Raw genomic sequence first — 21,738 nt, forward strand, 5'->3', positions numbered from 1 at the left:
AGCATGTTGTTCACTCTGGGTTGGGCGTCCTTGGCCGCCATGTTCAGTTTCTCCATCGCCATGGTCGTCTGGGGACGCAATGGTGACGGCACCCTGAACTTCTGATCGAATCTGTGCTTCAAGACGCACCCCTTCTCAGCCAGACCCTGGCGGTCACGGCAGCTGTGCTTCTTGTCTTCGTCAGCGTTGCCGTGATCTATCTCTCAACGATCGAATGGAGAGACCGTCGACGCCGTCAAGGTTCAACCAAGTCATCCTCCTGATTCCGTCCGTCCGAAGTCAACTTGGATTTCATCCCTGCACAGCCCTTCTCCTGGGGTTGTGCTTTTTTTTGCCCGCCCTGCTGCTGGGCACCTCCAGCCTGAAGACACCTTCCCTGAATCGCCGTGGAACAGCAGAGCTGTTTGAGATCAGTCGGCGGGCACGGTTGGTTCAGAGTTTTGAGGCTGACCCCGCTGCACCGGTGCCGAAGCTCTGGCAGCAGCGGCTTGGTTCTTCGGAAGCTCCTGATCGCTGGGCCCGTCATGGTCGCGGCACCTGGTGGCTGATCTGGCTGGACGACGGTGAACCCCTTCTGGCTCTTTCGTCCGCACCGCATTCGTCTGCTCTGGATCTGCTGTTCGCTGATGAACTGCACCGCAGCAGTTTTGATCAACTTCCGTCGCTGAAAGGACGGGAGCCCTCGGTTCTGGAACAGCGCTGCTTGCGGCTGTTGACCAGCGGATCGGCCGTTCAGTGGCAACCCTCAGGCTTGGCTTCGATCAGCGGTTCCCTTTTTCCCGCCTTGGCGAGCGTGTCGCATGGCTGTCTGGGTGTTGCGCTGCGGGGCGATCGTCTGATGGCTGAAGGGCCTGTGGCCTCCAGACCCTTTGCGTCCCTGCAGGCTCACCACCAGGAACACCACGCCAATTTCGTTCGCTTCGATCCGCCGTCGGCCTTCCTGGAGCTCAACAGCGTTTCCCTGCAGCCGCTGCTGGGATCCTTGTTCAACAAGTCCCTTTTCGCCCAACAACTCGACAGCCTCTATGGATTGCCGAAGCAGTTGCGCGACGTTCTGCTCAACGCACCTGTTCTTGTGCGGCTGGATGCGCTGGAGGGTGGTCGTTTCCAGGCTGCGATTCAAGCCAGGTTGATGCTGGCTGCTGGTGAAATCGCCATGACCAAGCGAAGTCTTGATGCAGTTGCCACCGCCTTGTTGAAGCGCGGGTTTCAACGGGTTGAACGTCCCCTGTTGTCTCCCGATGGTCGGCCCTCAAACCATGTGGCCGTTGTTTGGTTGGATCCCCAGGGTCATCCGCAAGGTGGTTGGTCACTGGGTCCTGAACTCCGAGGTCAGGTGGAGTTGCTGCTGGCCCTGGGGGATGCCCCGAACCTCCGAAGCAATCCGCTGAAACGGATGGGCCAACAGCAGCTTCGCCTTCGCGCACGACCGGATCAATTGGCTCGGTTGGGTTGGCTCGGACCGGGCTGGCCGCGGGTGGTTGGCAAGGCACCTCAACTGGAGCTTGAGATGACGGCACTGCCGAAGCAGCAACAGCCCGGATGGCTTCGGCTTCAGCTGGACGTGCGTTGAGCCTGCTCTTCCAAGCGACGTTCCTTCTTGCGCTTCTCGGCAGCGATGGTCTCTTCCACCAGCTCAACGGCCTGATCCATCCGTTCACTGTTGGAGCCAAACAGCGTCAGATCCTTTTCGACGCGATCGGTGGGCAAACCGAGTCCTTCAGCAAGTTCCTTGCTCTGTTTGACGATGGCCTCGGTGTCTGAACCGGTGGCATCCGCTGTAGCCGCCTTGAGCAGGCTCATCAGTCCAACGGCCATCAAACGGGAGTAGTGGCTGCCCTCGTTGAGGCTGTGGGATGACAGCAAGCTTTTGAGGCTTTCGAGATCCTTCCCTTTGGCCTGGTCCACCAGCGAGGCGTTGGTTTTGCGCAGCTTCGCTGCGTCGAAGCCATTGCTGCTGCACAGGGCACTGAACAGTGCCTCGGTCTGCGCTTCAGGCCGATAGCCCTTGGTGAAGGTGTCAAACACCGTGCAGAGCCCAACGCTGAATAGCCCGTTGGCTTCAAACCGACTTTGATGGCTCAGCAGATGCAGCTCTACCAGAAGCTCATCAGCAAGGCGGCGGTACAGCGGCGCAATGACGTGGGGAAAGGCCTGATGAAACGCTCGTTTGCTGTCGGCGATGGTCTGACTTGCGGCCAACGTGCAGTCCATGAATGAATGGCCGGAACCCTAGCGCCGCAGACATCGCCGTTAGGATTGCGCGACCCTGCTGATGCTCAGATGATCCCCATTGTGATTGAGGAGTCCGGCCGGGGAGAAAGGGCCTTTGACATTTATTCCCGGCTTCTGCGCGAGCGAATCATCTTCCTTGGTGAGGCTGTCACGAGTGACTCTGCCAACCGGATCGTGGCCCAGATGCTGTTCCTCGAAGCTGAGGATCCCGAGAAAGATATCTACCTCTACATCAACTCTCCCGGCGGGTCGGTTTACGACGGCCTCGGCATCTTCGACACGATGCAGCACATCAAACCGGATGTGCACACGGTCTGTGTTGGCTTGGCCGCAAGCATGGGCGCTTTCCTGCTCTGTGCCGGCACCAAGGGCAAGCGCAGCAGCCTGCAGCACTCCCGGATCATGATTCACCAGCCCTTGGGTGGTGCCCAGGGCCAAGCCAGCGACATCCGCATTCAGGCGGACGAAATTCTCTTCCTGAAGGAACGCCTCAATAAGGAACTTTCCGATCGCACCGGCCAACCCCTTGATCGGATCCAGCAGGACACCGACCGTGACTTCTTCATGTCACCCACCGAAGCGGTGAACTACGGCTTGATTGATTCCGTGATCGACAAGCGTCCCGTTCAGGCTGTTGCTTGAAGAAGGGAAGCTCTAAAAACAACCGTCCCAGCAAGATCTGTCCGGTTTGCGAACGTCCCTTTGAGTGGCGCAAAGCCTGGAGAAATTGCTGGGATGAGGTTGTTTACTGCTCCGAGCGTTGTCGACGACGCAAGAACAAATCCAATCCATAAAAGAAGCCCCCGTCTGAACAAGGCGGGGGCTTTTTATTGCTGAACCCAGAATCAGTCGAGGGTGACGACAGTGCGGTCTTTCTCAGGGACAGCGGTGAATTCAGCCAGAACAGCCTTGAACTCATCACCATCCATGGTTTCCTTTTCGATCAGCAGTTCCACCAGGCGATCCATGGCTTCGCGGTTGGAAGACACGATCTCCACGGTCTCGTCATAACAGCGCTTCACCATGTTGCGCACTTGAACATCGATCTGTTGGGAGATCGATTCCGACACGTCACTGCGTGACATCAGGTCGCGCCCCAGGAACACTTCCTGGCTGCCGCCCTCGAGGGCAACAGGGCCGAGATCACTCATGCCGAGTCGGGTCACCATGTTGCGGGCCATCGACGCCACCTGTTGGATGTCGCCACCGGCTCCGGTGGTGACTTCCTGATGTCCGAACACCACGTCCTCTGCGGCGCGACCACCAAGGGCTCCCATGATGCGTGCCTTGAGCTGGGCACGGGTGACCAGGGTTTGCTCCTCATCAGGGGAGAACCAGGTCAGGCCCTGGGCCTGGCCACGGGGAATCAAGGTGACCTTCTGAACAGGGTCGTGGTCTTTGACCAATGTGCCGATCAGGGCATGACCGACTTCGTGATAAGCGATCAGACGCTTGCTGCGACCGTCGGTGAGGGGACGACCCTCCATGCCGGCGATGATCCGATCCACAGCGTCGTCGATCTCGCTCAAGCCGATGGCTTCCTTGCGGCGGCGGGCGGTGAGGATGGCCGCCTCGTTCATCAGGTTGGCCAGGTCTGCACCAGTGAAGCCAGGGGTGCGGCGGGCGATGCTTTCGAGGGACAGCTCCTCTTCGAGCTTCTTGTTGCGGCAGTGCACATCGAGGATGGCCAGGCGACCCTTGATGTCGGGGGCGTCCACGGTGACCTGACGGTCAAAACGGCCGGGACGCATCAGAGCTGAGTCCAGAACGTCGGGGCGGTTGGTGGCGGCAATGATGATGATGCCGCTGTTGCCTTCAAAGCCATCCATCTCCGTCAGGAGTTGGTTGAGCGTCTGTTCGCGTTCGTCGTTGCCTCCACCGATGCCGGCACCGCGCTGGCGGCCGACGGCATCAATTTCGTCGATGAAGATCAAGCAGGGGCTGTTTTCCTTTGCCTTCTTGAACAGATCGCGGACGCGGCTGGCACCCACGCCAACGAACATCTCAACGAACTCAGAACCAGAAAGGGAGAAGAAGGGAACGCCCGCTTCACCGGCAATGGCCTTGGCCAGAAGGGTTTTGCCGGTGCCGGGAGGGCCGACAAGCAGAAGGCCGCGGGGAATCTGAGCACCCACTGAGGTGAATCGCTCGGGCTGTTTCAGGAAGGTGACCACTTCCTGGAGTTCCTGCTTGGCCTCGGTGACGCCGGCCACGTCATCAAACATGACGCCGGTCTCCGCTTCCATCATGAAGCGGGCTTTGCTCTTGCCGAACTGCATGGCCTGGCCAGGGCCGCCAGGCATGTTGCTGTTGCGACGGGCCAGGAAGATCAGGGCACCGATCAGCAGCAGCGGGAAGGCCAGATTGCCCAGCACGCCGAGGGCCGGAGGTGCTGTGCGGGGCGGATGAATATCAAAGCTGATGCCTTCGGTTTTCAGCGTGTTGATCAGCTCAGGGGCCAGACCAGGAAGGTCAACGCGCAGGCGTTGAACGCGGTTGTCGAGGTCGGGATCGACGGCTTCGATCACAGCGTTGCGGCCACCGTCGTAGATATCAACAGCTGTCACGCGACCGGCCTCGACGTAATCGAGGAAGCGGCCGTAGCTCATCCGTGCCACCGCAGCATTGCGGGGAGCGACGGTGGTGCCATTGTTGTCCTGGCTGAGGCCGTTGATGCCTCCGTTGCTCACCACCTGCCAGCCAATCAGCAACACGACGCCGATTGGCAACAGCCAGAGGGCAAGAAGGCGCCAGCGCTGATTCATGAGCTGAAGAAATTCGTTAACGAGTGTAAAGGAGTTGGACTGATTTCTGAGGCCTGATCAAAGGCTTCTCAGGGCAACAATCGGGTCGAGCTTTGCGGCGCGTCGGGCTGGAACAACTCCGAAGAACAGCCCGATGGATCCTGACAGTCCAACGGTGACCACCACCATCGTTGCGCCGATCGTCGCTGGCAGGGGCGTGACCGCCGCTACGAGGCTCACTGTTCCAAGACCCGCCAGCGTGCCGATGGCGCCGCCAAGGCTGGCAAGCACCAGGGATTCCACCAGAAACTGCTGCAGAACATCACCGCTGCGGGCCCCCAGGGCTTTGCGCAGACCGATCTCCTCGGTGCGTTCGCTGACGGACACCAACATGATGTTCATGATCCCGATGCCTCCCACCAGCAGGGAGATCCCACCAATGGCCCCGAGCATCAGGGTGAGTCCTCCGGTGATGGTGCCCACGATCGTGAGAGCGTCCTTCTGGGATCGCACCACGAAATCGTCGTCCCGGAGAATCCTGTGCCGCTGCCTCAGCAGGTTGTTGATCTGAAAGCTGGCTGCGTTGATGCTGTTTTCATCCCTGGCTTCAACACTGATGGAGTTGAGGCTGACGCCATAAATCGGATCCCGACCGGTGATCCGGTTCACCATCGTGGTGATTGGGATGTAGGTGTTTTCGTCCTGGTTGCTGCCGAACACGGCCCCTTTGGGGGCCATCACACCGACCACCTCAAAGCTTTGATTGCCGATGCGCACCTGCTGGCCAATCGCTGAGCCAGTGGGAAACAACTTGGTGCGTAGATCCGAGCCGAGCACGGCGATGGCTTTCGCACCGGCCACGTCCTTGGCGTTGATGAAACGGCCCTTGGCCACTTCGAATCCGCGCACAGGGGGGAACTCCGATGTCGCGCCGAAGACCGCACCCGTGGAGCTGCGGGCTCCGGCCTGCACCACCTGATTGGTGTTGATCACGGGCGCCACGCGCTTGACGCTGGGAACCTGGGTGGCGATGGCTTCGGCATCTTCCAGCACGAGCGTTTTCGGTCGCGTAACCCCTTGGCGTCTGGCGTTCGTGTTGCCCGGAACCACAAACAACACATTGGCGCCGAGGTTGTTCAACTGGCCTTCAGCCAGCAATTGCGCTCCCCGTCCAACCCCAACAAGGGTGATGACCGAGGCGTTGCCGATCACGATGCCCACCATCGTGAGCAGGCTGCGCAGGCGGTTGCTGCGCAGGGTGGACAGGGCCATCCGCACCGTTTCCGTTGCGGGCATGCGCCGGTTCATGGTGTGGCGTCGCTCAGATCAGTGTCGCCTCAGCTTCGTTGCCGACGATGCTCACCTTGACCAGATCTGTGGATCCGGAAACGCCGGTATGCGTGCCTGCGGATTGCACCACGAGATCACCCTCCTTCAGCAGATCGAGCTCCTTGGCTTTGACCATCGCCGCCTGGAAGGTCTGCGTGGTGCGTTCGCCCTGGGGAATCACCAGCGGTGTCACGCCCCAAACCAGTTGCAGACGACAGGCAACCGTGCGATCAGGAGTGATGGCAAGGATCGGTGCCGCAGGCCGGAACTTGCTCACGTTGCGAGCTGTGGCCCCACTTCGGGTGAGGGGAAGAATCGCGGAAGCATTGAGCTGGCTGGCGATTGTGCTGACCGCACCGCTCAAGGCATTGGGGATGGTGCTGGGCAGGTGGCTGTCGATCGAGCGTTGGGGGTAGTCCTTCTCGATCCTGCGAGCAATGGTGGCCATGGTTTGAACGGCCTCCACAGGGAAATCCCCCACCGCGGTCTCGTTGGAGAGCATCACAGCGTCGGTTCCATCCAGGATGGCGTTGGCCACGTCGCTGACTTCGGCTCGGGTGGGCCGGGGGCTGGAGGCCATGGAATCCAGCATCTGGGTGGCCGTGATGATCGGGATGCCCAGGCTGTTGGCCTTGCGGATCAGTTCCTTCTGCAGCAACGGCACTTCCTCGGCCGGCATCTCCACGCCAAGGTCACCGCGGGCCACCATCACGCCGTCACAGAGCGGCAGGATCGAATCGATCTGATCGATGGCCTCAAACTTTTCGATCTTCGCCACTACAGGGGTCTCATGGCCCTGTTCGCGGATCAGTCCGCGGATCTCCTCCATGTCGGAGGGATTGCGCACGAAGCTGAGGGCCACCCAGTCCACGCCCTGGCTGAGTCCGAAGGCCAAGTCGGTCTTGTCCTTGTTCGTGAGGGCGCGAACGGACAACTGAACGTCCGGGAAGTTGACGCCCTTGTTGTTGGAAAGAACACCGCCCACGGTGACGGTGCAATGCAAGGTCTGCTGAGCTTTATCGACCGTGTCGACCTTCATCTCAACGCGGCCGTCGTCGAGCAGGATCCGGCTTCCTGCGGTGACTTCGTCCGCCAGCTTGTCGTAGGTGACCGTTGCGATCGTCTTGTCGCAGCTCACCGGCCGTGAGGTGAGTGTGAACGGATCACCGTTGGCCAGGGTGATCGGACCCTCAGCGAACCGCCCGAGCCGGATCTTCGGGCCCTGAAGGTCCTGGAGGATGCCGATGGTCTGCCCCAATTCCTCAGACACCTGACGAATCGTGGCGATGCGAGCGGCGTGTTCGCTGTGGTCCCCGTGGGAAAAGTTCAGCCTGAAGGTGGTGGCACCAGCCTTCACCAGCTCCTTGATCCGCTCCGGGCTCTCGGTGGCAGGGCCGATGGTGGCCACGATCTTGGTCCGTCGGTTCAGGTCGAACTGGCCCATATCGCGGCTGAAAATCCTTGCGGAAACTACCATCCGGGCGTTTCCCAACCGGCCCCATGGAGATGAATTCCTATCAGGACGCCGCCCGAAAGACGGCTGCCTACCCGGATGTGGGCCGTAATCCCATCTATCCGACCCTCGGTTTGACCGGTGAAGCCGGCGAGGTGGCCGACAAGGTGAAAAAGGTGATTCGCGACTGTGGCGGTGTGTTTGACACCGACACCTGCGAAGCGATCAAGTTGGAGCTGGGAGATGTGCTCTGGTACGTGGCTCAGCTGGCCAGCGAACTGGGTTATGACCTGAATGAGGTGGCTGACGCCAACCTGCAGAAACTGTCGAGCCGGGCTGCCCGTGGGCGCATCGGAGGCAGTGGTGACCAACGTTGATCTCCTGATGCTCCGTCGATTTGCTTCCGTGTTCTTCTGCCTGCCCCTGCTGCTGGGGCTGGCGCTCCCCTGTGACGCCGCTGAACTGCAGCTCAGTGAGGTTCGCCTGGATCCCTGCGGAGAGCTGGATGCCGGCAATCAACCTGAATTAAGCCGCCCGGTTGGTGCCAGCTGTTATGTGCTGACGGGAGACGTTGAGAACCGCAGCAAGAACAGCGTCATCGACACCGATGTGTATGCACGGATCCTGGATGCCAGTGGTGAACCGGTTCTTCCCAACAGAACCCGGGTGGGATCCATCGGGGATGTGAACCCTGGTCACTCCCCGTTCGCCCTGCGAATCTCAGTTCCGGCCGGTACCCCAGGGCCGTTTGTGATCAAAAATCCCCGTGCCCGTGGATTCAATGCTCCGGTCCGCAGCCGCGTTGATGTTGACGAGGATGACCTGTTGCCGTTGGAACGGGGCATTAACCAGCAGTGATCACCCAGAAGTGATCACCAGCTGGAGCCCGACATGTAGAAGGCGCTGATCGACTGCCCCACCAGGCTCTGCAACAGGTTCAGGGCCAGGAAGGCCAGGATGGCGGAGAGGTCAATGCCCCCCAGCGGTGGGATCAAACCCCTGAAGGCGTTCAGGTAAGGGTCGGTGATCGCACTCACGCTGCTGAGCACCGGATTGCCCCAGTCCAGATTCGGGAACCAGCTCAGCAGAACCCGCACGATCAGCACCAAGGAATAGATCTGCAGGGTCTGGGACAGCACCTGCAGCAAGGTGACGGGTAGAGATTCCATGACGGGAGCTGATCTGCTCTGACTTTATGCAGCTTCCGTCAGATCGGTTGCCCCAAGATCAGGAAGCACGGAGAAGGTGCGGTGAAATTTTTCGGTGAGGGTGAGCCAATAGGACCGCCCCTCGCTCTGACGACGCCGTTCGATGAAGTCCTGCGCCAGTAGTTCCTTGATGTGGTCGTAGGCCCCCGAGCCCCGCAGATCCACAAGATCCGATTGAAGAATGCGTTTCTTCAGCGCAATGGTGGCGAGGGTTCGCAGGGTTGCTGTGGAGAGGTTCACCGGCAGCAGGTCTTTGACCAGATCGCCCATGCCCGGGCGCAGCTGCAGCCCGTAGCGACCGCTCTGTTCAACGACCTCCAGGGCACTGTCCCGCTGGGCGTAGGAGGCCGTCAGGGCGACGAGGGCTTCTTCAACGCTTCGGCGGTCGGCGTCGGCCAGCTCCGCCAGTTCACCGATGCTGACGGGCCGACCCTTCAGATAAAGAATCGCCTCGAGCCGGGTGGGCAGGGATGGAGACGTCATCACAACCCCTCGAGAGCACTCAAGTTACCGCCCTGAAACTCAGAGGAACAGGCCATAGGCCGGGTTGTTGGTTTCATCCCAGTGGCGATAGCCCAGGGCATTGAGGAATTCGGTCCAGCCCTGCATGTCCTGTTCCGGCACCAGCACGCCAACAACGATGCGGCCCACGTCAGCGCCATGGTTTCTGTAGTGGAAGATGCTGATGCTCCAGCCGGGGTGGAGAGCATCCACGAAGCTCATCAAGGCACCCGGGCGTTCGGGAAATTCGAAGCGATACAGCAGCTCTTTGCATTCGCCGGCACAGGCCGTGCGGGCTGAAGCCGGCAGACGGCCGCCCACCATGTGGCGCAGGTGAACCTTGGCAAATTCGTTGTCGCTGAGATCGAGGCAGGGGAAGCCGCCACGCTCCAGCTGGCCCAGCAGTGAGGCACGGTCGTTGTCATCGCTGACCTGCACACCGATGAAGATCTGCGCCGAGGCCCCATCAGTCATGCGGTAGCTGAATTCCGTGAGGCTGCGCTCCCGCAGCAGTTCGCAAAGCTGCCTCAGGCTGCCGGGTGATTCGGGAATCTCCACGGCCAGCATTGCTTCGCGCTCTTCCCCGAGCTCAGCCCGTTCGGCGATGAAGCGCAGCCGGTCGAAATTCATGTTGGCCCCGCAGGCCACCGCCACCAGATTGCGCCCCGCCAGCTGACGCTCGGCCACGTCCTGTTTGAGTCCTGCCACCGCCAGGGCACCGGCGGGCTCCAGGATTGAACGGGTGTCTTCAAAGACGTCCTTGATCGCGGCACAGATGGCATCGGTGTCGACCCGCACCATGCGATCGACGAACTGCTGGGCCAGCGCAAAGGTGTGCTCCCCCACCTTTCTCACGGCGACACCATCGGCAAACAGCCCCACCTGTTCCAGTTCCACCCGCTGCCCCTGCTCGAGGGAGCGGCTCAGGGCATCGGCATCCACCGGCTCCACACCGATCACCTCCGTTTCCGGCCACAGCCGTTTGACGTAGGCGGCGATGCCCGCGATCAGGCCACCGCCACCCACGGCCACATAGATCGCGTTGGGTGGCTGCTCGGCCTGGCGCATGATCTCCATGCCGATCGTTCCCTGGCCTGCGATCACTTCCGGATCGTCGAAGGGGTGAATGAAGGTGAGCCCCTCGGCCTTGCAGCGTCGATGCGCCTCCGCGGAGCACTCGTCGTAGGTCTCGCCATGGAGGACCACGTCACCACCCAGGGCCCGCACGGCGCGCACTTTCACCTCGGGTGTGGTGCTTGGCATCACGATCACGGCCCGACAGCCAAGCCGCTGGGCACTCAGGGCGACGCCCTGGGCATGGTTCCCGGCACTGGAGGCAATCACACCGCGCTTGAGCTCGTCTGTGCTGAGCTGCGCCATGCGGTTGTAGGCGCCGCGCAGCTTGAACGAGAACACCGGCTGGAGATCCTCACGCTTCAGCCAGACCGTGTTGTTCAGCCGGCGGCTCAGATTGGGTGCGGGATCCAAAGGGGTTTCCCGCGCCACGTCGTAGACGCGGGCACGCAGGATCCGCTGCAGGTAGTCGGTCATCTCACCATTCTTCCAAGGGTTCGATCCAGACAGGATCCGGGTTGGTTCCCGTAGATTGCACGTATTGGAGTTGGCAGTGCATGCATCTCGGAGATCTGAAGCATCCGAATGAGCTGCACGGACTCAGCCCGGCCCAGCTTGAGGACGTGGCTCGGCAGATTCGTGCGCGGCATCTGCAGGTGGTGTCCACCAGCGGTGGCCACCTGGGGCCTGGCCTGGGGGTTGTGGAGCTGACCCTGGCGCTGTACCAGACGCTGGATCTCGACCATGACCGTGTGATCTGGGATGTGGGCCATCAGGCCTACCCCCACAAATTGATCACCGGCCGGTTCAACGATTTCGACTCTCTGCGCCAGCAGCATGGGGTGGCGGGTTACCTCAAGCGCACAGAGAGCGATTTCGACCACTTCGGAGCGGGCCATGCCAGCACCTCCATCTCAGCGGCGCTGGGCATGGCCATGGCGCGGGACAACCGGGGGGAGTCGTTCAAATGCGTTGCCGTCATCGGTGATGGAGCCCTGACAGGTGGCATGGCTTTGGAGGCCATCAACCACGCCGGACACCTTCCCAACACACCGCTCCTGGTGGTGCTGAACGACAACGACATGTCGATCTCCCCGCCGGTTGGTGCGCTTTCGAACGTACTGAACCGTGCGCGGCTCAGCCCGCCGATGCAGTTCCTCTCAGGGAGTGTTGAGGAAAGCGTTCGGCATCTGCCTTTCATGGGTGGTGAGATTCCAGCGGAACTCAACCGCCTCAAGGGCAGCATGCGTCGCCTCGCGGTTCCCAAGGTGGGTGCCGTGTTCGAGGAACTTGGCTTCACCTACATGGGACCGATCGACGGCCACGACATCGGTGAAATGGTGCGCACCTTCCAGGCAGCTCACCGTGAGGGTGGCCCTGTGCTGGTGCATGTGGTCACCAAAAAGGGCAAAGGCTATCCCTACGCCGAGGCCGATCAGGTGGGTTACCACGCCCAATCAGCTTTTGATCTCGGCACCGGCAAGGCGATTCCGTCGTCCAAACCCAAGCCCCCCAGCTACAGCAAGGTGTTTGGGCAGACCCTGGTCAAGCTCTGTGAGCAGAACAGTCGGGTGATCGGCATCACTGCGGCCATGGCCACCGGTACCGGTCTCGATCTGCTTCAGAAGGCCGTTCCGGACCAGTACGTGGACGTGGGCATCGCTGAGCAACATGCCGTCACCCTGGCGGCAGGTATGGCCTGCGAGGGTTTGCGTCCTGTCGTTGCCATCTACAGCACCTTCCTTCAGCGCGCCTACGACCAGTTGATCCACGACGTGGGCATCCAGAAGCTGCCGGTTACCTTCGTGCTCGATCGTGCCGGCATCGTTGGCGCCGACGGGCCGACCCACCAGGGTCAGTACGACATCAGCTACATGCGGGCCATTCCCAACTTCACGGTGATGGCACCGAAGGATGAGGCTGAGCTGCAGCGCATGCTCGTGACCTGCCTGCAGCACGACGGGCCCACGGCTCTGCGGATTCCGCGGGGCTCCGGAGAAGGCGTGCCCTTGATGGAAGAGGGTTGGGAGTCGCTGCCGATCGGCCGCGGTGAACTGCTGCGGGAAGGCGACGATCTGATGATCGTGGCCTACGGCTCGATGGTGGCTCCGGCCCTCGCCACAGCAACGCTTCTGGAGGAAGCCGGTCTCTCCACCACCGTGATCAACGCCCGCTTCCTGAGGCCCCTGGATCAGGCGCTGATCCATCCCTTGGCACGTCGCATCCCCCGCGTGGTCACCATGGAAGAGGGAGCCCTGCCCGGTGGTTTTGGCGCAGCGGTTCTGGAGTCGTTGATCGATCAGGACATCAACGTGTCGATGTTGCGCATCGGCATCCCCGACCAGCTGGTTGATCACGCCACGCCGCAGCAGAGCAAGGAAGCTCTTGGCCTGACTCCTGCCCAGATGGCTGAACGCATCCTTGAGCGCTTCAGCAACACCTCTGGTGATCTGCCAGCCACCGCTTCGGTCAAGGCCCTCCAGGCCTGAAGCTGAGGGCTCGGTGTCCGTTGTGATCGTTGGCGCGGGACCGTCCGGTGCCCGTCTGGCGATTCAACTGGCGCGGGCGGGTGTTGAGGTGACCCTTGTGGATCGCCTGGCTGATCCCCATCGCCATGTCTATTCCAGTGGCGCCCTGCCTCTGGAGGCTGTTCGTCGCTTGGGTCTGCCGGATGACGCCATTGCCGCCACCTGGCAGGGCTGGCAGCTGCACGATCCCTCGGGTCTGGTTCATCAGTGGTGGTCGTCCGGCGATCTGGGGGTGGTGCTCGACTTCGGCCGGCTTCGGTCCTGGCTCTGGGAGGAAGCACGCCGCCATGGGGTTGAGTTGATCCAGGGCTGCCAGGCTGCGCTGAGCACGCTCACGGCCGATCAAGCCAGCGTGCGGCTGCAAACACGAGATGGGCGCTCGTCATTGCGCTCAGCGCGCTGGCTGATTGATGCCACCGGTGCACGCCGAGATCTGCTGCAGCAGGCCGGCCTCAGCCCCAATCCCGAGGATCCTCTGCTGCAGGGCATCGGCGTTGAGTGGTTGCTGCAGGCCGATGACCGTCAGGCGGCTGCCTGGCGGGATCGGATCAGTTTCTTTCTGGGCACCGCCTGGATCCCCCATGGATACGGCTGGATCTTTCCCATGCAGGGGCAACGGCTGAAGGTGGGGGTCTGTCACCTCCCACCGGCGGATCGTCCGAGTCCCGGCAGCCTGGCTGGACCCCTTCAGCGTTTGATTCAACGCTGCGGCTTGAGCGCCTGCCCGGTGCTGGATCGCCATGGCGGGCCGGTGTCCAGCAGCATCGCCCGCTCCGAACCTTTGGTGGCCGGTGCTCTGCTGGCGGTGGGGGATGCGGCCAGTTCCGCCAATCTGCTTGGGGGAGAAGGGATCCGCCATGCGATGGACAGCGCCGATCAACTGGCCGAACTGCTGATCGCTGAAGGGATGTCTGGGGACTCCACGGCCATTGCCCTTCGCTACCAAGAGCAACTCAGGGCCCAACGGAGTTGGCGTTGGTTGGTGTCGGGCCGGCTGGCGCGGCGCACCTGGTGGGGCCTCGACAATCCAAGGGCGGACCGACGTCTGGAACGTTTGATCGATGGGCTGTCTGCGACCGCAGAAGCCACCGCTCTCTCAGAGCTGTTGTTCAACTACAACTTCGAGCGTTACGGCCTGCGTCTGCTGCCGTATCTGCTCTGAGCCAAGGGGCGTTTTAGGGAGGAGACTGGCTCCTCCCTCAAGAGATGTGCTTCAGAGCACGCCGCGGGCGGCCAGACCCTGGATGGCGCCGATGCCAATGATGTGGCCGAGGCTGGTGGTGCCGAGCAGGGCTGCATGACCCATGCCGCCGAAGAAGGAAGCGTTGGGGAGTGCGGCGCCAACGTTGGGGTGCTTGATCGTGGCCTTGCCGACCATGATGGCAACCACATTGCAGAGGATCATCACCAGGGCGACCTTGGGAGACCAGGACACGGAGGCGGGAGCGATCGCGAAAAGGTGGGTCAGCATTCGAGCCAATGAGCGACACCTCATCTTCCGGCGCTAGCGACGCCTTGCCTGCCTCTCTTAAGAGTTGTTCACCCTTTTTTGGGGGTTGGGTACAACAAACCGATCACCAAAACCGTGTTGCTGAGGGTGAGAAAGGCTTCTGCCCCACCGTGCAACCAGTCAATCTCCACCAGTTCCGCTGAGCAGCAGCGCAGGGCGGCAATGGCAGCACCGATCGTGACGGCCACAAACAGCAGGGTGAGCTGAAAGCCCCGCTCCGCCATCAGCGGAAGCGCCTCACTTTTCCGCAGCCAGTGCAGAAACAGCAGATAGGGGATCAGCGAGGCGGCGAACAGCGGTGCGGGATCGAAGTTCATGGAGCACTGACTCCGTCCACCTGCCGGCGTCGTTGGAGCTGCCAGGCCGCCAAGGCCAGGGTGCAGTTGCCGATCACGGTGAACAGGGCCTGAAGGGTGACCAGCCCCCGCAGTGCTTCGCTGTTGTCAAACAGATGCCAGGTGCAGGCAGCCATGGCACTGACGAGGGCCGGAAGCATGGCCCAGGCCAGGCCCTGCAGCCCACGCCGATGCATCAACACGATCGCCACGCACCACTCCACCACGGAGGCGACATGGATCCACCAGGTTCCGAGCGACAACGCGTGCATGCCTTGAATCCTAGGAATCGGTTGATAATGCCCGGAGTGAACAGGCTGCTGCCCGTGGTCCGCCCCACTGCGCCTGTATTGCTGCTTTGCGGCTACTACGGAGAGCACAACCTCGGCGACGATGCCCTGCTTCAGGTGCTGGTGTCGTCTCTTCCCCAGCTGCAGCAGCTGTTGATCACAGCCCGTGATCCAGCCCCCGTTCTGGCCTTGGCTCCGTCGGCGCAGACGGTGAACCGCCGTTCCCTGCGGCTCTGTCTTCGTGCGGCCCTGAGAGCTGATGTTCTGGTGCTTGGTGGCGGGAGCCTGCTGCAGGACAGCACCAGCTTCAGCAGCCTCGTTTATTACCTGCTGCTGATGACGGTTGCCCGCCTCGGTGGCGCCGAGGTGGTTCTCTGGGGGCAGGGCCTTGGACCCTTGCGGCGTCGGATCAGTCGCCTGTTGGTTCGCACAGTTCTGCCCCTCTGCAAGGCAGCGAGTTGGAGGGATCAGCGCTCCTTTGACTGGGCCCAGCGTTGGGCCCCCAAGCTGCCGATGGTGCTGGCCGCCGATCCGGTCTGGCAGATGCCGGCGCGCCCTTGGCTTGGTGGCGACGCCATCGTGCTCAGTTGGCGTCCCACACCTTTGCTGGATTCCGTGGGCTGGCGTTGCTTGACGGAGGCTTTGGATCGGCTCAGTGCCGACTTGGATGCGCCGGTGATCTGGCTGGCCTTCCATCACCATCAGGACGCTCCCCTGTTGCAGCACCTGAGTGATCAAGGTCTGCTGCCGGCGCGATTGAAGGCGCGCAGCTCAACCCTGGTGCCCCAGACCCTGGAGGCTGTGTCCGATCTGGTGCAGCGGGCGCGCTTGGTGCTGCCGATGCGGTTGCATGCCCTGATCCTGGCTCGACTGGCCAACAGCCCCATGGCTGCCCTCAGCTACGACCCGAAGGTGGAGGCTGCAGCGGCCATGGCCACGGTGCCCTGCATCCCCTTGCGCTCGCTTCCCTCTGTGGATGATCTGCTGAGCCTTTGGCGGGGCGAAGTGGACCGTCCAGCCGATCCTGATCAGACCGAAGCCCTGCGCCGCCAGGCGTCAGCGCACAGCGAGCTTCTCAATCAGATGGCAGCCGATTTGACGGAAGACGACGGCCGCTGACGGCATCGAAGCGATGCTCACAAGTGCTGGGCCAACTGATGCGTGGCTCAGCCTCGATCGCTGTTTCTCCGGGGCAGACCAGCCGCAGGTCGCCGCGATCGCAGCGCACCAGCAGCATCTGGTTGGCTCCGAACCATTCACGGCTGAGGATCGTGCAGGGTGAGCCCGCGGGATCGAGCCTTAGATCGTCCGGTCGGATGCCGGTGATCACTCCATCTCTGGCTGGCAAGAGATTCATCTGCGGGCGGCCGATGAACTGAGCGACGTAGGTGCTGGCCGGTTGCAGGTACAGCTCGCGGGGTGTTCCGATCTGTTCAATCCTTCCCTCGCGCATCACAGCGATGCGATCCGCCAGCGCCATCGCCTCCTGCTGGTCATGGGTGACGTAAACCACAGGCTGCTCTCCGCCGATCATCAGGCGGCGCAATTGAGGCCGCAGGTCCTCACGCAACTGGGCATCCAGATTGCTCATCGGCTCATCGAGCAGATAAACGAGGGGGTCCCGCAACAGCGCTCGGGCCAGGGCGACGCGCTGGCGCTGGCCGCCGGACAGTTGTGACGGCCGTTGCCGTGCTTGGCCGCTGAGCTGCAACACCTCCAGCACGCCGCGGATCCGTTCATCGCGGGTGGCGGCGCTACCGCCCCGCATGCGCAGCCCCAGTTCGAGGTTGTCCCACACATTCAGATGCGGGAACAGGGCATAGCTTTGAAACACCATCCCCACCCGGCGACGCTCAGCGGGCACGTCGACCATCTCCGCACCATTGATGCGAATCGAGCCTTGATCGGGGTGATCGAGCCCTGCGATCAGACGCAGGGCCGTGCTTTTCCCACAGCCGCTGGCCCCCAGCAGAGCGACGCATTCGCCGTTGGCCACATCGAGGTCGAGCTGGTAGAGAACCTGTCGTTCGCCGAAGCGCTTGTTGATGGCCCGAAGTTGCAGTGTCATCCCTTGATGGCTCCGTTGGTGAGTCCACTGACGATCTGGCGCTGAAACACCAGCACCAGCACCAGAAGAGGAATGGCACCGAGCACGGTGGCTGCCGCGTAGGTGCCGTACGGGACGGAATAGGTGGATGATCCCGCAATTCGGGCCATCGCCACCGGCAATGTGAGCAGATCGCTGCGGCTCAGCCAGGTGAGCGCCACGGGATATTCGTTCCAGGCGAACAGGAACACCAGGATTGCCGTGCTGGCGGAGGCCGGGGCAATCAAGGGGAGCAGCACCCAGCGCAGTCGCTGCCACAACAACAGCCCCTCAAGCTTTGCTGCGTCTTCGAGGTCGTTGGGCAGGGCTTCAAAGGCCGCGGTGAGCAGCAGCAGGGCCAGAGGCATCGACAAAGCGCTGTAGGGAATGGCGATGGCGATCAGGTTGTTGCCAAGGGAAAAGGTGCGGGCCAGTTCGAGCAGCGCCAGAAACAGCAGCACATAAGGGAACAGAGCGGCTCCCGCCACGGCAGTGCGGAGGATTCCTTTCAACCGCTGAGGCAGCTTTGCGAGTCCGTAGGCGGCGGGGATGGCCAGCATCAAGGTGAGCAGTGTGGTGAGGGAAGCCACCAGGCTGCTGTTGAGCAGATAACGCCAGAAGGGTGGATCGGTGCTGAGCAGATCCCGGTAGTTGTTGAGCGTCCAACGGCTCCAGAAGCTCAATTGGTCATTGACCAGAGCATCTGCGGTGGTGAAGGAACTCAGCAGCTGCCACAGCATCGGAGCGAGGGACCAGACCAGCAGTAGAGCAATCCAGAGGGAACGTCGTGTCATCGATCCACGTGTCATCGGTCCAGGGAGCTCAACAGACCGAAGCTCCTCAGCAGCAACGTGCCCGCAAGAATCAGCGCGGTGAGCAACAGGAAGCCCGCGAGCATCACCGTGGCGCTGTAGCCGAAATCGAGGAAGCGCATTCCGTTGAGGTAGGCATAGAGGGCGATGCTTTCGGTGCTGCCGGCGGGACCGCCACCGGTGAGCACCTGCACCAGATCGAACACCCCGAAAGCCTGGGCCAGGCGGAACAGGAGGCTCAGGAGGATGTAGGGGAGCAGCAGCGGCAGGGTGACCCTGCGAAGCGCCTGAAGCGGCGTTCCCCCTTCCAGGCGAAAGGCGCTGTAGAGGTCGTCGGGAATGCTCTGGAGTCCCGCCAGAAGAATCAGCGTGATGAAGGGCGTTGTTTTCCAGACATCCGCAAACACGGTCACCAGCCAGGTGATCGATGGGGTGGATAGCAGATCCAGGGAGTTGAGGCCAAGGCTTCGTGCCAGCACCTCGATCGGGCCGTAGGGGGTGTTGAAGATCCAGCGCCAGCCCAGGGCCATCATCGTTGTGGGCAGGGCCCAGGGCAGCAGGGTCAGGGCGCGAACGGCCCCCCTGCCGCGCCAGCGTTGATGCAGCAGCAGCGCAATGGCCAGGGCCAACAGCAACTCCAAACCCACTGAGATCAGGGCGAATCGCGCGGTTTGTCCGGCATCCAGCCAGAAGCGCTGATCGGCCGCCAGTCGCCACCAGTTGGCTCCGCCGTTGGCCACCGGTTCGAGGCCAGTGAGAACGGAATCAGCGTGGAAGCTCAGCCAGGCGTAGCGCAGCATCGGCCAGCCGAACACCACCACGATCAACAGCAGAGCAGGTGCAGCCAGGAGCATCGTCATGGCGTGGCTCCCGCAGCCCGCAGCAGAGTCTGGCTCCGCTGCTGACTGGTGGCCATGGCCTCATCGGCGGACCCGGCCGCGGTGAACAAGCCGTTGAGTTCCCGCTGCACCACATCGCTCAGCTGGGCATACAGCGGGGTAGGCGGACGAACCACCGCATGGTTCAAGGCCACCAGCAGATCCGGCAGCACGGGAGAGGCCTTCAGCATCTCGGGGTCGTTGAACAGATCCGCCTGGATTGGGGTGTAGCCGTTGTTGAGAAAGCGCTGCCGCTGGGCGTCTTCGCTGGTGAGGTAGCGAATCGCTTGCACCGCTGCTTCCTTGTGCTGCGATTGGCGCATCAGGCTCAGCCCCCAGCTGCCGAGGGTGGCTCCGGGGCGTTCACCCGGTTGGGCCACCATCAGGCTGATGCCGACGTTGCCCTTCACCGCGCTGTCGTCCTTCTGGAGTTCAGCCCAGGCGTAGGGCCAGTTGCGCATCAGAGCGGCATCTCCGGCCTTGAAGGCCTGAAGCGACTCCGCCTCGGCGTAATTGGTCACGGCGTAGGGGCTGACGCCTTCGCTGATCAGACCGTTCAACCAGTCTGCTGCCGCCGTTGCCTCAGGCGTATCGAGCTCCATGGCGTTGGTGGTGGTGTCCATCCAGTCACCGCCGAAGCCCTGCAGCACTTCAAGGAAGTCGCAGCTCAATCCTTCGTACTGACGCCCCTGCCAGACAAAACCGTTGGCAACGGCCTGGCTTTCAACGAGGCGTCCGGCAACCTCCACCAGCGCATCGGGCGTTGCTGGTGGCTGTTCCATCAGATCCGTGCGCCAGTAGAGCAGTCCCACATCGGCCACCAGCGGCCAGCGATAGAGATGGCCGTCGTAGTCATTGCCCAGCCGTGCACCTTGCACCAGCTGCTCCTGGTCGCCCTGACCAAACCAGGGATCCAGGGCTTCAAGCCAGCCGGCGGCGGCATATTTCGGCAACCAGGTGACATCCATCAACAGCGCATCGAACGGCGCATCACCGAGCAGAAGACTGCTGATTGCCAGGTCTGAAATCGATTCCGTGTTCAACGGACCTCGAATCAACTTGAGATGAATCCGGCCGCGATGCTCGCGGTTGAAGGCTTTCACCAGATCGGCACTGGCATCGGTGAAGGAGGAGGGCATGAGGATGCTCACCTCCTCCGCGCGCGAGGAGGCTGATCCAACCAGAACACCCAGGGCCATCACCAGCGCCAAGGCACCGCCCACGAGCCAGCGGCGCAGTTTCATTGCGGGGTGGAGGGCGACAGGCCAGACATCTGTTCCTCGGCCCAGTCGCTCACCGTGTAGTTCTCCACGGCATCGGTCATGCGGCTCATGCGGTCGCGCTGCTCGTCTTCATCCATTTCCAGTGCCGATTCGATGGCCTCATCCATGCGGCGATTGGAATAGGGATTGGTGAGCACGGCGCCATCCAGCACAACCGAGGCTCCGGTGAATTCTGAGAGCACAAGAACGCCGCCACGGTTGCGTCGAGCAGCGGCGTACTCCTTGGCCACCAGATTCAGGCCATCCCGCAGCGGAGTGATCCAGCACACGTCCGCATGGCAGAACCAGGCGATCATTTCGTCGTAGGGGATCCGGCGGGTGGAAAAGCGGATGGGCACCCAATCGATCTGGCTGAAGCGGCCGTTGATGCGTCCGGCCATCTCCTCGATTGAGCGTTGGGTGTCTTCGTAGATCTTCATTCCACTGGCAGCGGCCACACAGGCCAGCATCAGCACCACCTGGCCGTGCAGATCCTTGCGTCGTTCCAACAGCCGTTCAAACGCCAGCAGCAACTCTTCGTTGCCCTTGGTGTAATCCACCCGACTGGCAGAGAGGATCAGTTTTCGGCCTTTTTTGGTGTCTTGAACGATCAATTCGCCATGACTTTCAACCGACGGGCTCCAGCACAATTCCTGAATCAGATCAGGTGAGGTGCCCACCGGAGAGCTGAGCAGCTGAATGGTGCGACCGTTGTGCTCGAGGTGACTGGTGACCGTGCCTTCCGAAAGGGCGGTTCCGACCTCAATGAATTTCTTGTCCACCGGCACTTTGGGGCCTCGTTTGGCGCCCACTAGGGTTGTGGCGGCGCGGGCAAAGTTTTCGGTGTAGCGGGGAATGTGGAAGCCGACGACATCACAACAGAGCAAACTTTCCAGGATCTGCTCACGCCAGGGAAGGATGGCGAAAACATCATTCCCCGGGAAAGGAGTGTGATGGAAAAAGGCAATCTTCAGGTCTGGACGTTCGGCTCGGATGTAACCGGGAGCCAGCCAAAGGTTGTAGTCATGCACCCACACCGTTGCACCCTCGGCGGCTTCAGCGCATGCCGCCCTGGCGAAACGTTTGTTGACCTCTTCAAAGATCTTCCAGTTCGCGTTGTTGACATTGAAATAGGTTGGAAACGTATGAAGAATTGGCCAGAAGCATTCTTTGGATGTGATGTGATAAAAACTGGAGATCTGTTCATCTTCCAGGGGGATTCGGCACAGAGTAAACGGCGAAGGATTATCCATCTCAAACCGTTCTGTGCCTTCATTCGACTGATCGTTGACCCGTCTCCAGGCAATCCAAGTGCCTTTTTCGCAGCTACGGAAGAGGTTGCGAAGGGTTGGAATAATTCCGTTAGGGCTTTTCTGATCGACCCATATTCTTTTCCCGTTCTTGTCTTTTGATTCGTCGAACGGCGTGCGGTGATAGAGGATTACAAATGAACTCTGACCCGCACCCATTTATTCGAACAACGCTTCGTTCGC

Annotated in this window: 24 protein-coding genes; 9 read left to right on the top strand and 15 right to left on the bottom strand. The window is 61.6% G+C overall.

Going from position 1 to position 21,738, the window contains the following annotated elements:
* Positions 1–3 precede the first annotated feature (3 nt).
* Positions 4–105: a cytochrome b6-f complex subunit PetN gene (petN, locus tag NCN05_RS01365; RefSeq protein ID WP_011364412.1), complete on the top strand. Its 102-nt coding sequence runs from the start codon at positions 4–6 to the stop codon at positions 103–105.
* Between the two features lie 226 nt (positions 106–331).
* A complete protein-coding gene (locus tag NCN05_RS01370; RefSeq protein WP_250396682.1) occupies positions 332–1,573 on the top strand; it encodes a hypothetical protein in 1,242 nt (413 codons plus the stop codon).
* Here the strand turns inward: NCN05_RS01370 and psb29 are convergent.
* A complete protein-coding gene (gene psb29, locus NCN05_RS01375; RefSeq protein ID WP_250396683.1) occupies positions 1,555–2,202 on the bottom strand; it encodes a photosystem II biogenesis protein Psp29 in 648 nt (215 codons plus the stop codon). The genes NCN05_RS01370 and psb29 overlap by 19 nt on opposite strands.
* Positions 2,203–2,283: 81 nt before the next feature.
* Between psb29 and clpP the strand changes: the two genes are divergently transcribed.
* The gene (clpP, locus tag NCN05_RS01380; protein ID WP_025362250.1) at positions 2,284–2,877 is read left to right on the top strand and encodes an ATP-dependent Clp endopeptidase proteolytic subunit ClpP; all 594 of its coding nucleotides are present in this window, start codon (positions 2,284–2,286) and stop codon (positions 2,875–2,877) included.
* Positions 2,874–3,029 (top strand): DUF2256 domain-containing protein, encoded by a 156-nt coding sequence (locus NCN05_RS01385; protein ID WP_114989259.1) that lies wholly within the window; start codon positions 2,874–2,876, stop codon positions 3,027–3,029. The genes clpP and NCN05_RS01385 overlap by 4 nt, the downstream gene beginning before the upstream one ends.
* 51 nt (positions 3,030–3,080) lie before the next feature.
* On the opposite strand, the gene ftsH is transcribed toward NCN05_RS01385, so the two are convergent.
* From ftsH to pyk, 3 genes are read right to left on the bottom strand one after another with little or no spacing between them, the layout of a single operon-like run.
* On the bottom strand, positions 3,081–5,000 hold the full coding sequence (ftsH, locus tag NCN05_RS01390; RefSeq protein WP_250396684.1) for an ATP-dependent zinc metalloprotease FtsH: 1,920 nt from the start codon (positions 4,998–5,000) through the stop codon (positions 3,081–3,083).
* 57 nt (positions 5,001–5,057) lie between these two features.
* Positions 5,058–6,287 carry an ABC transporter permease gene (locus tag NCN05_RS01395; RefSeq protein ID WP_186497742.1) on the bottom strand — a complete coding sequence of 410 codons (1,230 nt, stop codon included), beginning with the start codon at positions 6,285–6,287 and terminating at the stop codon, positions 5,058–5,060.
* A 13-nt stretch (positions 6,288–6,300) separates the two neighbouring features.
* Positions 6,301–7,752 carry a pyruvate kinase gene (gene pyk / locus NCN05_RS01400; RefSeq protein ID WP_250396685.1) on the bottom strand — a complete coding sequence of 484 codons (1,452 nt, stop codon included), beginning with the start codon at positions 7,750–7,752 and terminating at the stop codon, positions 6,301–6,303.
* Between the two features lie 56 nt (positions 7,753–7,808).
* On the opposite strand from pyk, the gene NCN05_RS01405 reads away from it, so the two are divergent.
* Positions 7,809–8,138, top strand: coding sequence for a nucleoside triphosphate pyrophosphohydrolase family protein (locus NCN05_RS01405; RefSeq protein ID WP_250396686.1), 330 nt, complete (start codon positions 7,809–7,811; stop codon positions 8,136–8,138).
* A 7-nt stretch (positions 8,139–8,145) separates the two neighbouring features.
* Positions 8,146–8,619, top strand: coding sequence for a hypothetical protein (locus NCN05_RS01410; protein ID WP_250396687.1), 474 nt, complete (start codon positions 8,146–8,148; stop codon positions 8,617–8,619).
* 14 nt (positions 8,620–8,633) lie between these two features.
* Here NCN05_RS01410 and NCN05_RS01415 read toward each other — a convergent pair whose 3' ends face one another.
* The 3 genes from NCN05_RS01415 to ilvA are packed head-to-tail and all read right to left on the bottom strand — an operon-like array spanning position 8,634 to position 11,021.
* Positions 8,634–8,930, bottom strand: coding sequence for a YggT family protein (locus NCN05_RS01415; protein ID WP_114989255.1), 297 nt, complete (start codon positions 8,928–8,930; stop codon positions 8,634–8,636).
* Positions 8,931–8,954: 24 nt separating this feature from the next.
* Positions 8,955–9,452, bottom strand: coding sequence for an SMC-Scp complex subunit ScpB (scpB, locus tag NCN05_RS01420; protein ID WP_115009114.1), 498 nt, complete (start codon positions 9,450–9,452; stop codon positions 8,955–8,957).
* Between the two features lie 39 nt (positions 9,453–9,491).
* The gene (ilvA, locus tag NCN05_RS01425) at positions 9,492–11,021 is read right to left on the bottom strand and encodes a threonine ammonia-lyase, biosynthetic (RefSeq protein WP_250396688.1); all 1,530 of its coding nucleotides are present in this window, start codon (positions 11,019–11,021) and stop codon (positions 9,492–9,494) included.
* An 80-nt stretch (positions 11,022–11,101) separates the two neighbouring features.
* Here ilvA and dxs point away from each other — a divergent pair, with 80 nt between their 5' ends.
* Positions 11,102–13,033: a 1-deoxy-D-xylulose-5-phosphate synthase gene (dxs, locus tag NCN05_RS01430; protein WP_250396689.1), complete on the top strand. Its 1,932-nt coding sequence runs from the start codon at positions 11,102–11,104 to the stop codon at positions 13,031–13,033.
* 13 nt (positions 13,034–13,046) lie between these two features.
* Entirely contained in the window at positions 13,047–14,234 is a 1,188-nt protein-coding gene (locus NCN05_RS01435; protein ID WP_250396690.1) for an NAD(P)/FAD-dependent oxidoreductase, read from the top strand.
* 51 nt (positions 14,235–14,285) lie between these two features.
* Here NCN05_RS01435 and psaK read toward each other — a convergent pair whose 3' ends face one another.
* The 3 genes from psaK to NCN05_RS01450 all read right to left on the bottom strand — a co-directional run bounded on the left by psaK (position 14,286) and on the right by NCN05_RS01450 (position 15,189).
* Positions 14,286–14,543: a photosystem I reaction center subunit PsaK gene (psaK, locus tag NCN05_RS01440; RefSeq protein ID WP_041434789.1), complete on the bottom strand. Its 258-nt coding sequence runs from the start codon at positions 14,541–14,543 to the stop codon at positions 14,286–14,288.
* 68 nt (positions 14,544–14,611) lie between these two features.
* Positions 14,612–14,899, bottom strand: coding sequence for a DUF3593 domain-containing protein (locus tag NCN05_RS01445; RefSeq protein WP_115082329.1), 288 nt, complete (start codon positions 14,897–14,899; stop codon positions 14,612–14,614).
* Positions 14,896–15,189 (bottom strand): DUF2499 domain-containing protein, encoded by a 294-nt coding sequence (locus NCN05_RS01450; RefSeq protein ID WP_115082328.1) that lies wholly within the window; start codon positions 15,187–15,189, stop codon positions 14,896–14,898. Before NCN05_RS01450 ends, NCN05_RS01445 begins: the two co-directional genes overlap by 4 nt.
* A 54-nt stretch (positions 15,190–15,243) precedes the next feature.
* On the opposite strand from NCN05_RS01450, the gene csaB reads away from it, so the two are divergent.
* On the top strand, positions 15,244–16,326 hold the full coding sequence (csaB, locus tag NCN05_RS01455) for a polysaccharide pyruvyl transferase CsaB (RefSeq protein ID WP_250396691.1): 1,083 nt from the start codon (positions 15,244–15,246) through the stop codon (positions 16,324–16,326).
* Here csaB and NCN05_RS01460 read toward each other — a convergent pair.
* Genes NCN05_RS01460 through ggpS form a run of 5 tightly spaced genes read right to left on the bottom strand, consistent with a single transcriptional unit; the run spans position 16,283 to position 21,714 of the window.
* Positions 16,283–17,275, bottom strand: a complete 993-nt coding sequence (locus NCN05_RS01460) for an ABC transporter ATP-binding protein (protein WP_250396692.1) — start codon at positions 17,273–17,275, stop codon at positions 16,283–16,285. The genes csaB and NCN05_RS01460 overlap by 44 nt on opposite strands.
* Positions 17,272–18,087 (bottom strand): carbohydrate ABC transporter permease, encoded by an 816-nt coding sequence (locus NCN05_RS01465; protein WP_250396693.1) that lies wholly within the window; start codon positions 18,085–18,087, stop codon positions 17,272–17,274. Before NCN05_RS01465 ends, NCN05_RS01460 begins: the two co-directional genes overlap by 4 nt.
* An 11-nt stretch (positions 18,088–18,098) precedes the next feature.
* A complete protein-coding gene (locus NCN05_RS01470; RefSeq protein WP_250396694.1) occupies positions 18,099–18,965 on the bottom strand; it encodes a carbohydrate ABC transporter permease in 867 nt (288 codons plus the stop codon).
* Positions 18,962–20,227, bottom strand: a complete 1,266-nt coding sequence (locus NCN05_RS01475) for an ABC transporter substrate-binding protein (RefSeq protein ID WP_250396695.1) — start codon at positions 20,225–20,227, stop codon at positions 18,962–18,964. The genes NCN05_RS01470 and NCN05_RS01475 overlap by 4 nt, the downstream gene beginning before the upstream one ends.
* Positions 20,224–21,714: a glucosylglycerol-phosphate synthase gene (gene ggpS, locus NCN05_RS01480; protein ID WP_250396696.1), complete on the bottom strand. Its 1,491-nt coding sequence runs from the start codon at positions 21,712–21,714 to the stop codon at positions 20,224–20,226. Before ggpS ends, NCN05_RS01475 begins: the two co-directional genes overlap by 4 nt.
* Between the last annotated feature and the right edge of the window lie 24 nt (positions 21,715–21,738).

Source organism: Synechococcus sp. MU1651, from assembly GCF_023630635.1.
Lineage (GTDB): Bacteria > Cyanobacteriota > Cyanobacteriia > PCC-6307 > Cyanobiaceae > Parasynechococcus.

Coding starts and splice junctions, on each gene's coding strand:
- ftsH (WP_250396684.1), bottom strand. CDS start 5,000: ATGAATCAGCGCTGGCGCCTTCTTGCCCTCTGGCTGTTGCCAATCGGC.
- pyk (WP_250396685.1), bottom strand. CDS start 7,752: ATGGGCCAGTTCGACCTGAACCGACGGACCAAGATCGTGGCCACCATC.
- NCN05_RS01450 (WP_115082328.1), bottom strand. CDS start 15,189: ATGCACGCGTTGTCGCTCGGAACCTGGTGGATCCATGTCGCCTCCGTG.
- dxs (WP_250396689.1), top strand. CDS start 11,102: ATGCATCTCGGAGATCTGAAGCATCCGAATGAGCTGCACGGACTCAGC.
- NCN05_RS01405 (WP_250396686.1), top strand. CDS start 7,809: ATGGAGATGAATTCCTATCAGGACGCCGCCCGAAAGACGGCTGCCTAC.
- ilvA (WP_250396688.1), bottom strand. CDS start 11,021: ATGACCGACTACCTGCAGCGGATCCTGCGTGCCCGCGTCTACGACGTG.
- NCN05_RS01415 (WP_114989255.1), bottom strand. CDS start 8,930: ATGGAATCTCTACCCGTCACCTTGCTGCAGGTGCTGTCCCAGACCCTG.
- NCN05_RS01470 (WP_250396694.1), bottom strand. CDS start 18,965: ATGACGATGCTCCTGGCTGCACCTGCTCTGCTGTTGATCGTGGTGGTG.
- NCN05_RS01460 (WP_250396692.1), bottom strand. CDS start 17,275: ATGACACTGCAACTTCGGGCCATCAACAAGCGCTTCGGCGAACGACAG.
- NCN05_RS01465 (WP_250396693.1), bottom strand. CDS start 18,087: ATGACACGACGTTCCCTCTGGATTGCTCTACTGCTGGTCTGGTCCCTC.
- clpP (WP_025362250.1), top strand. CDS start 2,284: ATGATCCCCATTGTGATTGAGGAGTCCGGCCGGGGAGAAAGGGCCTTT.
- NCN05_RS01410 (WP_250396687.1), top strand. CDS start 8,146: ATGCTCCGTCGATTTGCTTCCGTGTTCTTCTGCCTGCCCCTGCTGCTG.
- petN (WP_011364412.1), top strand. CDS start 4: ATGTTGTTCACTCTGGGTTGGGCGTCCTTGGCCGCCATGTTCAGTTTC.
- psaK (WP_041434789.1), bottom strand. CDS start 14,543: ATGCTGACCCACCTTTTCGCGATCGCTCCCGCCTCCGTGTCCTGGTCT.
- scpB (WP_115009114.1), bottom strand. CDS start 9,452: ATGACGTCTCCATCCCTGCCCACCCGGCTCGAGGCGATTCTTTATCTG.
- NCN05_RS01395 (WP_186497742.1), bottom strand. CDS start 6,287: ATGAACCGGCGCATGCCCGCAACGGAAACGGTGCGGATGGCCCTGTCC.
- NCN05_RS01445 (WP_115082329.1), bottom strand. CDS start 14,899: ATGAACTTCGATCCCGCACCGCTGTTCGCCGCCTCGCTGATCCCCTAT.
- NCN05_RS01475 (WP_250396695.1), bottom strand. CDS start 20,227: ATGAAACTGCGCCGCTGGCTCGTGGGCGGTGCCTTGGCGCTGGTGATG.
- ggpS (WP_250396696.1), bottom strand. CDS start 21,714: ATGGGTGCGGGTCAGAGTTCATTTGTAATCCTCTATCACCGCACGCCG.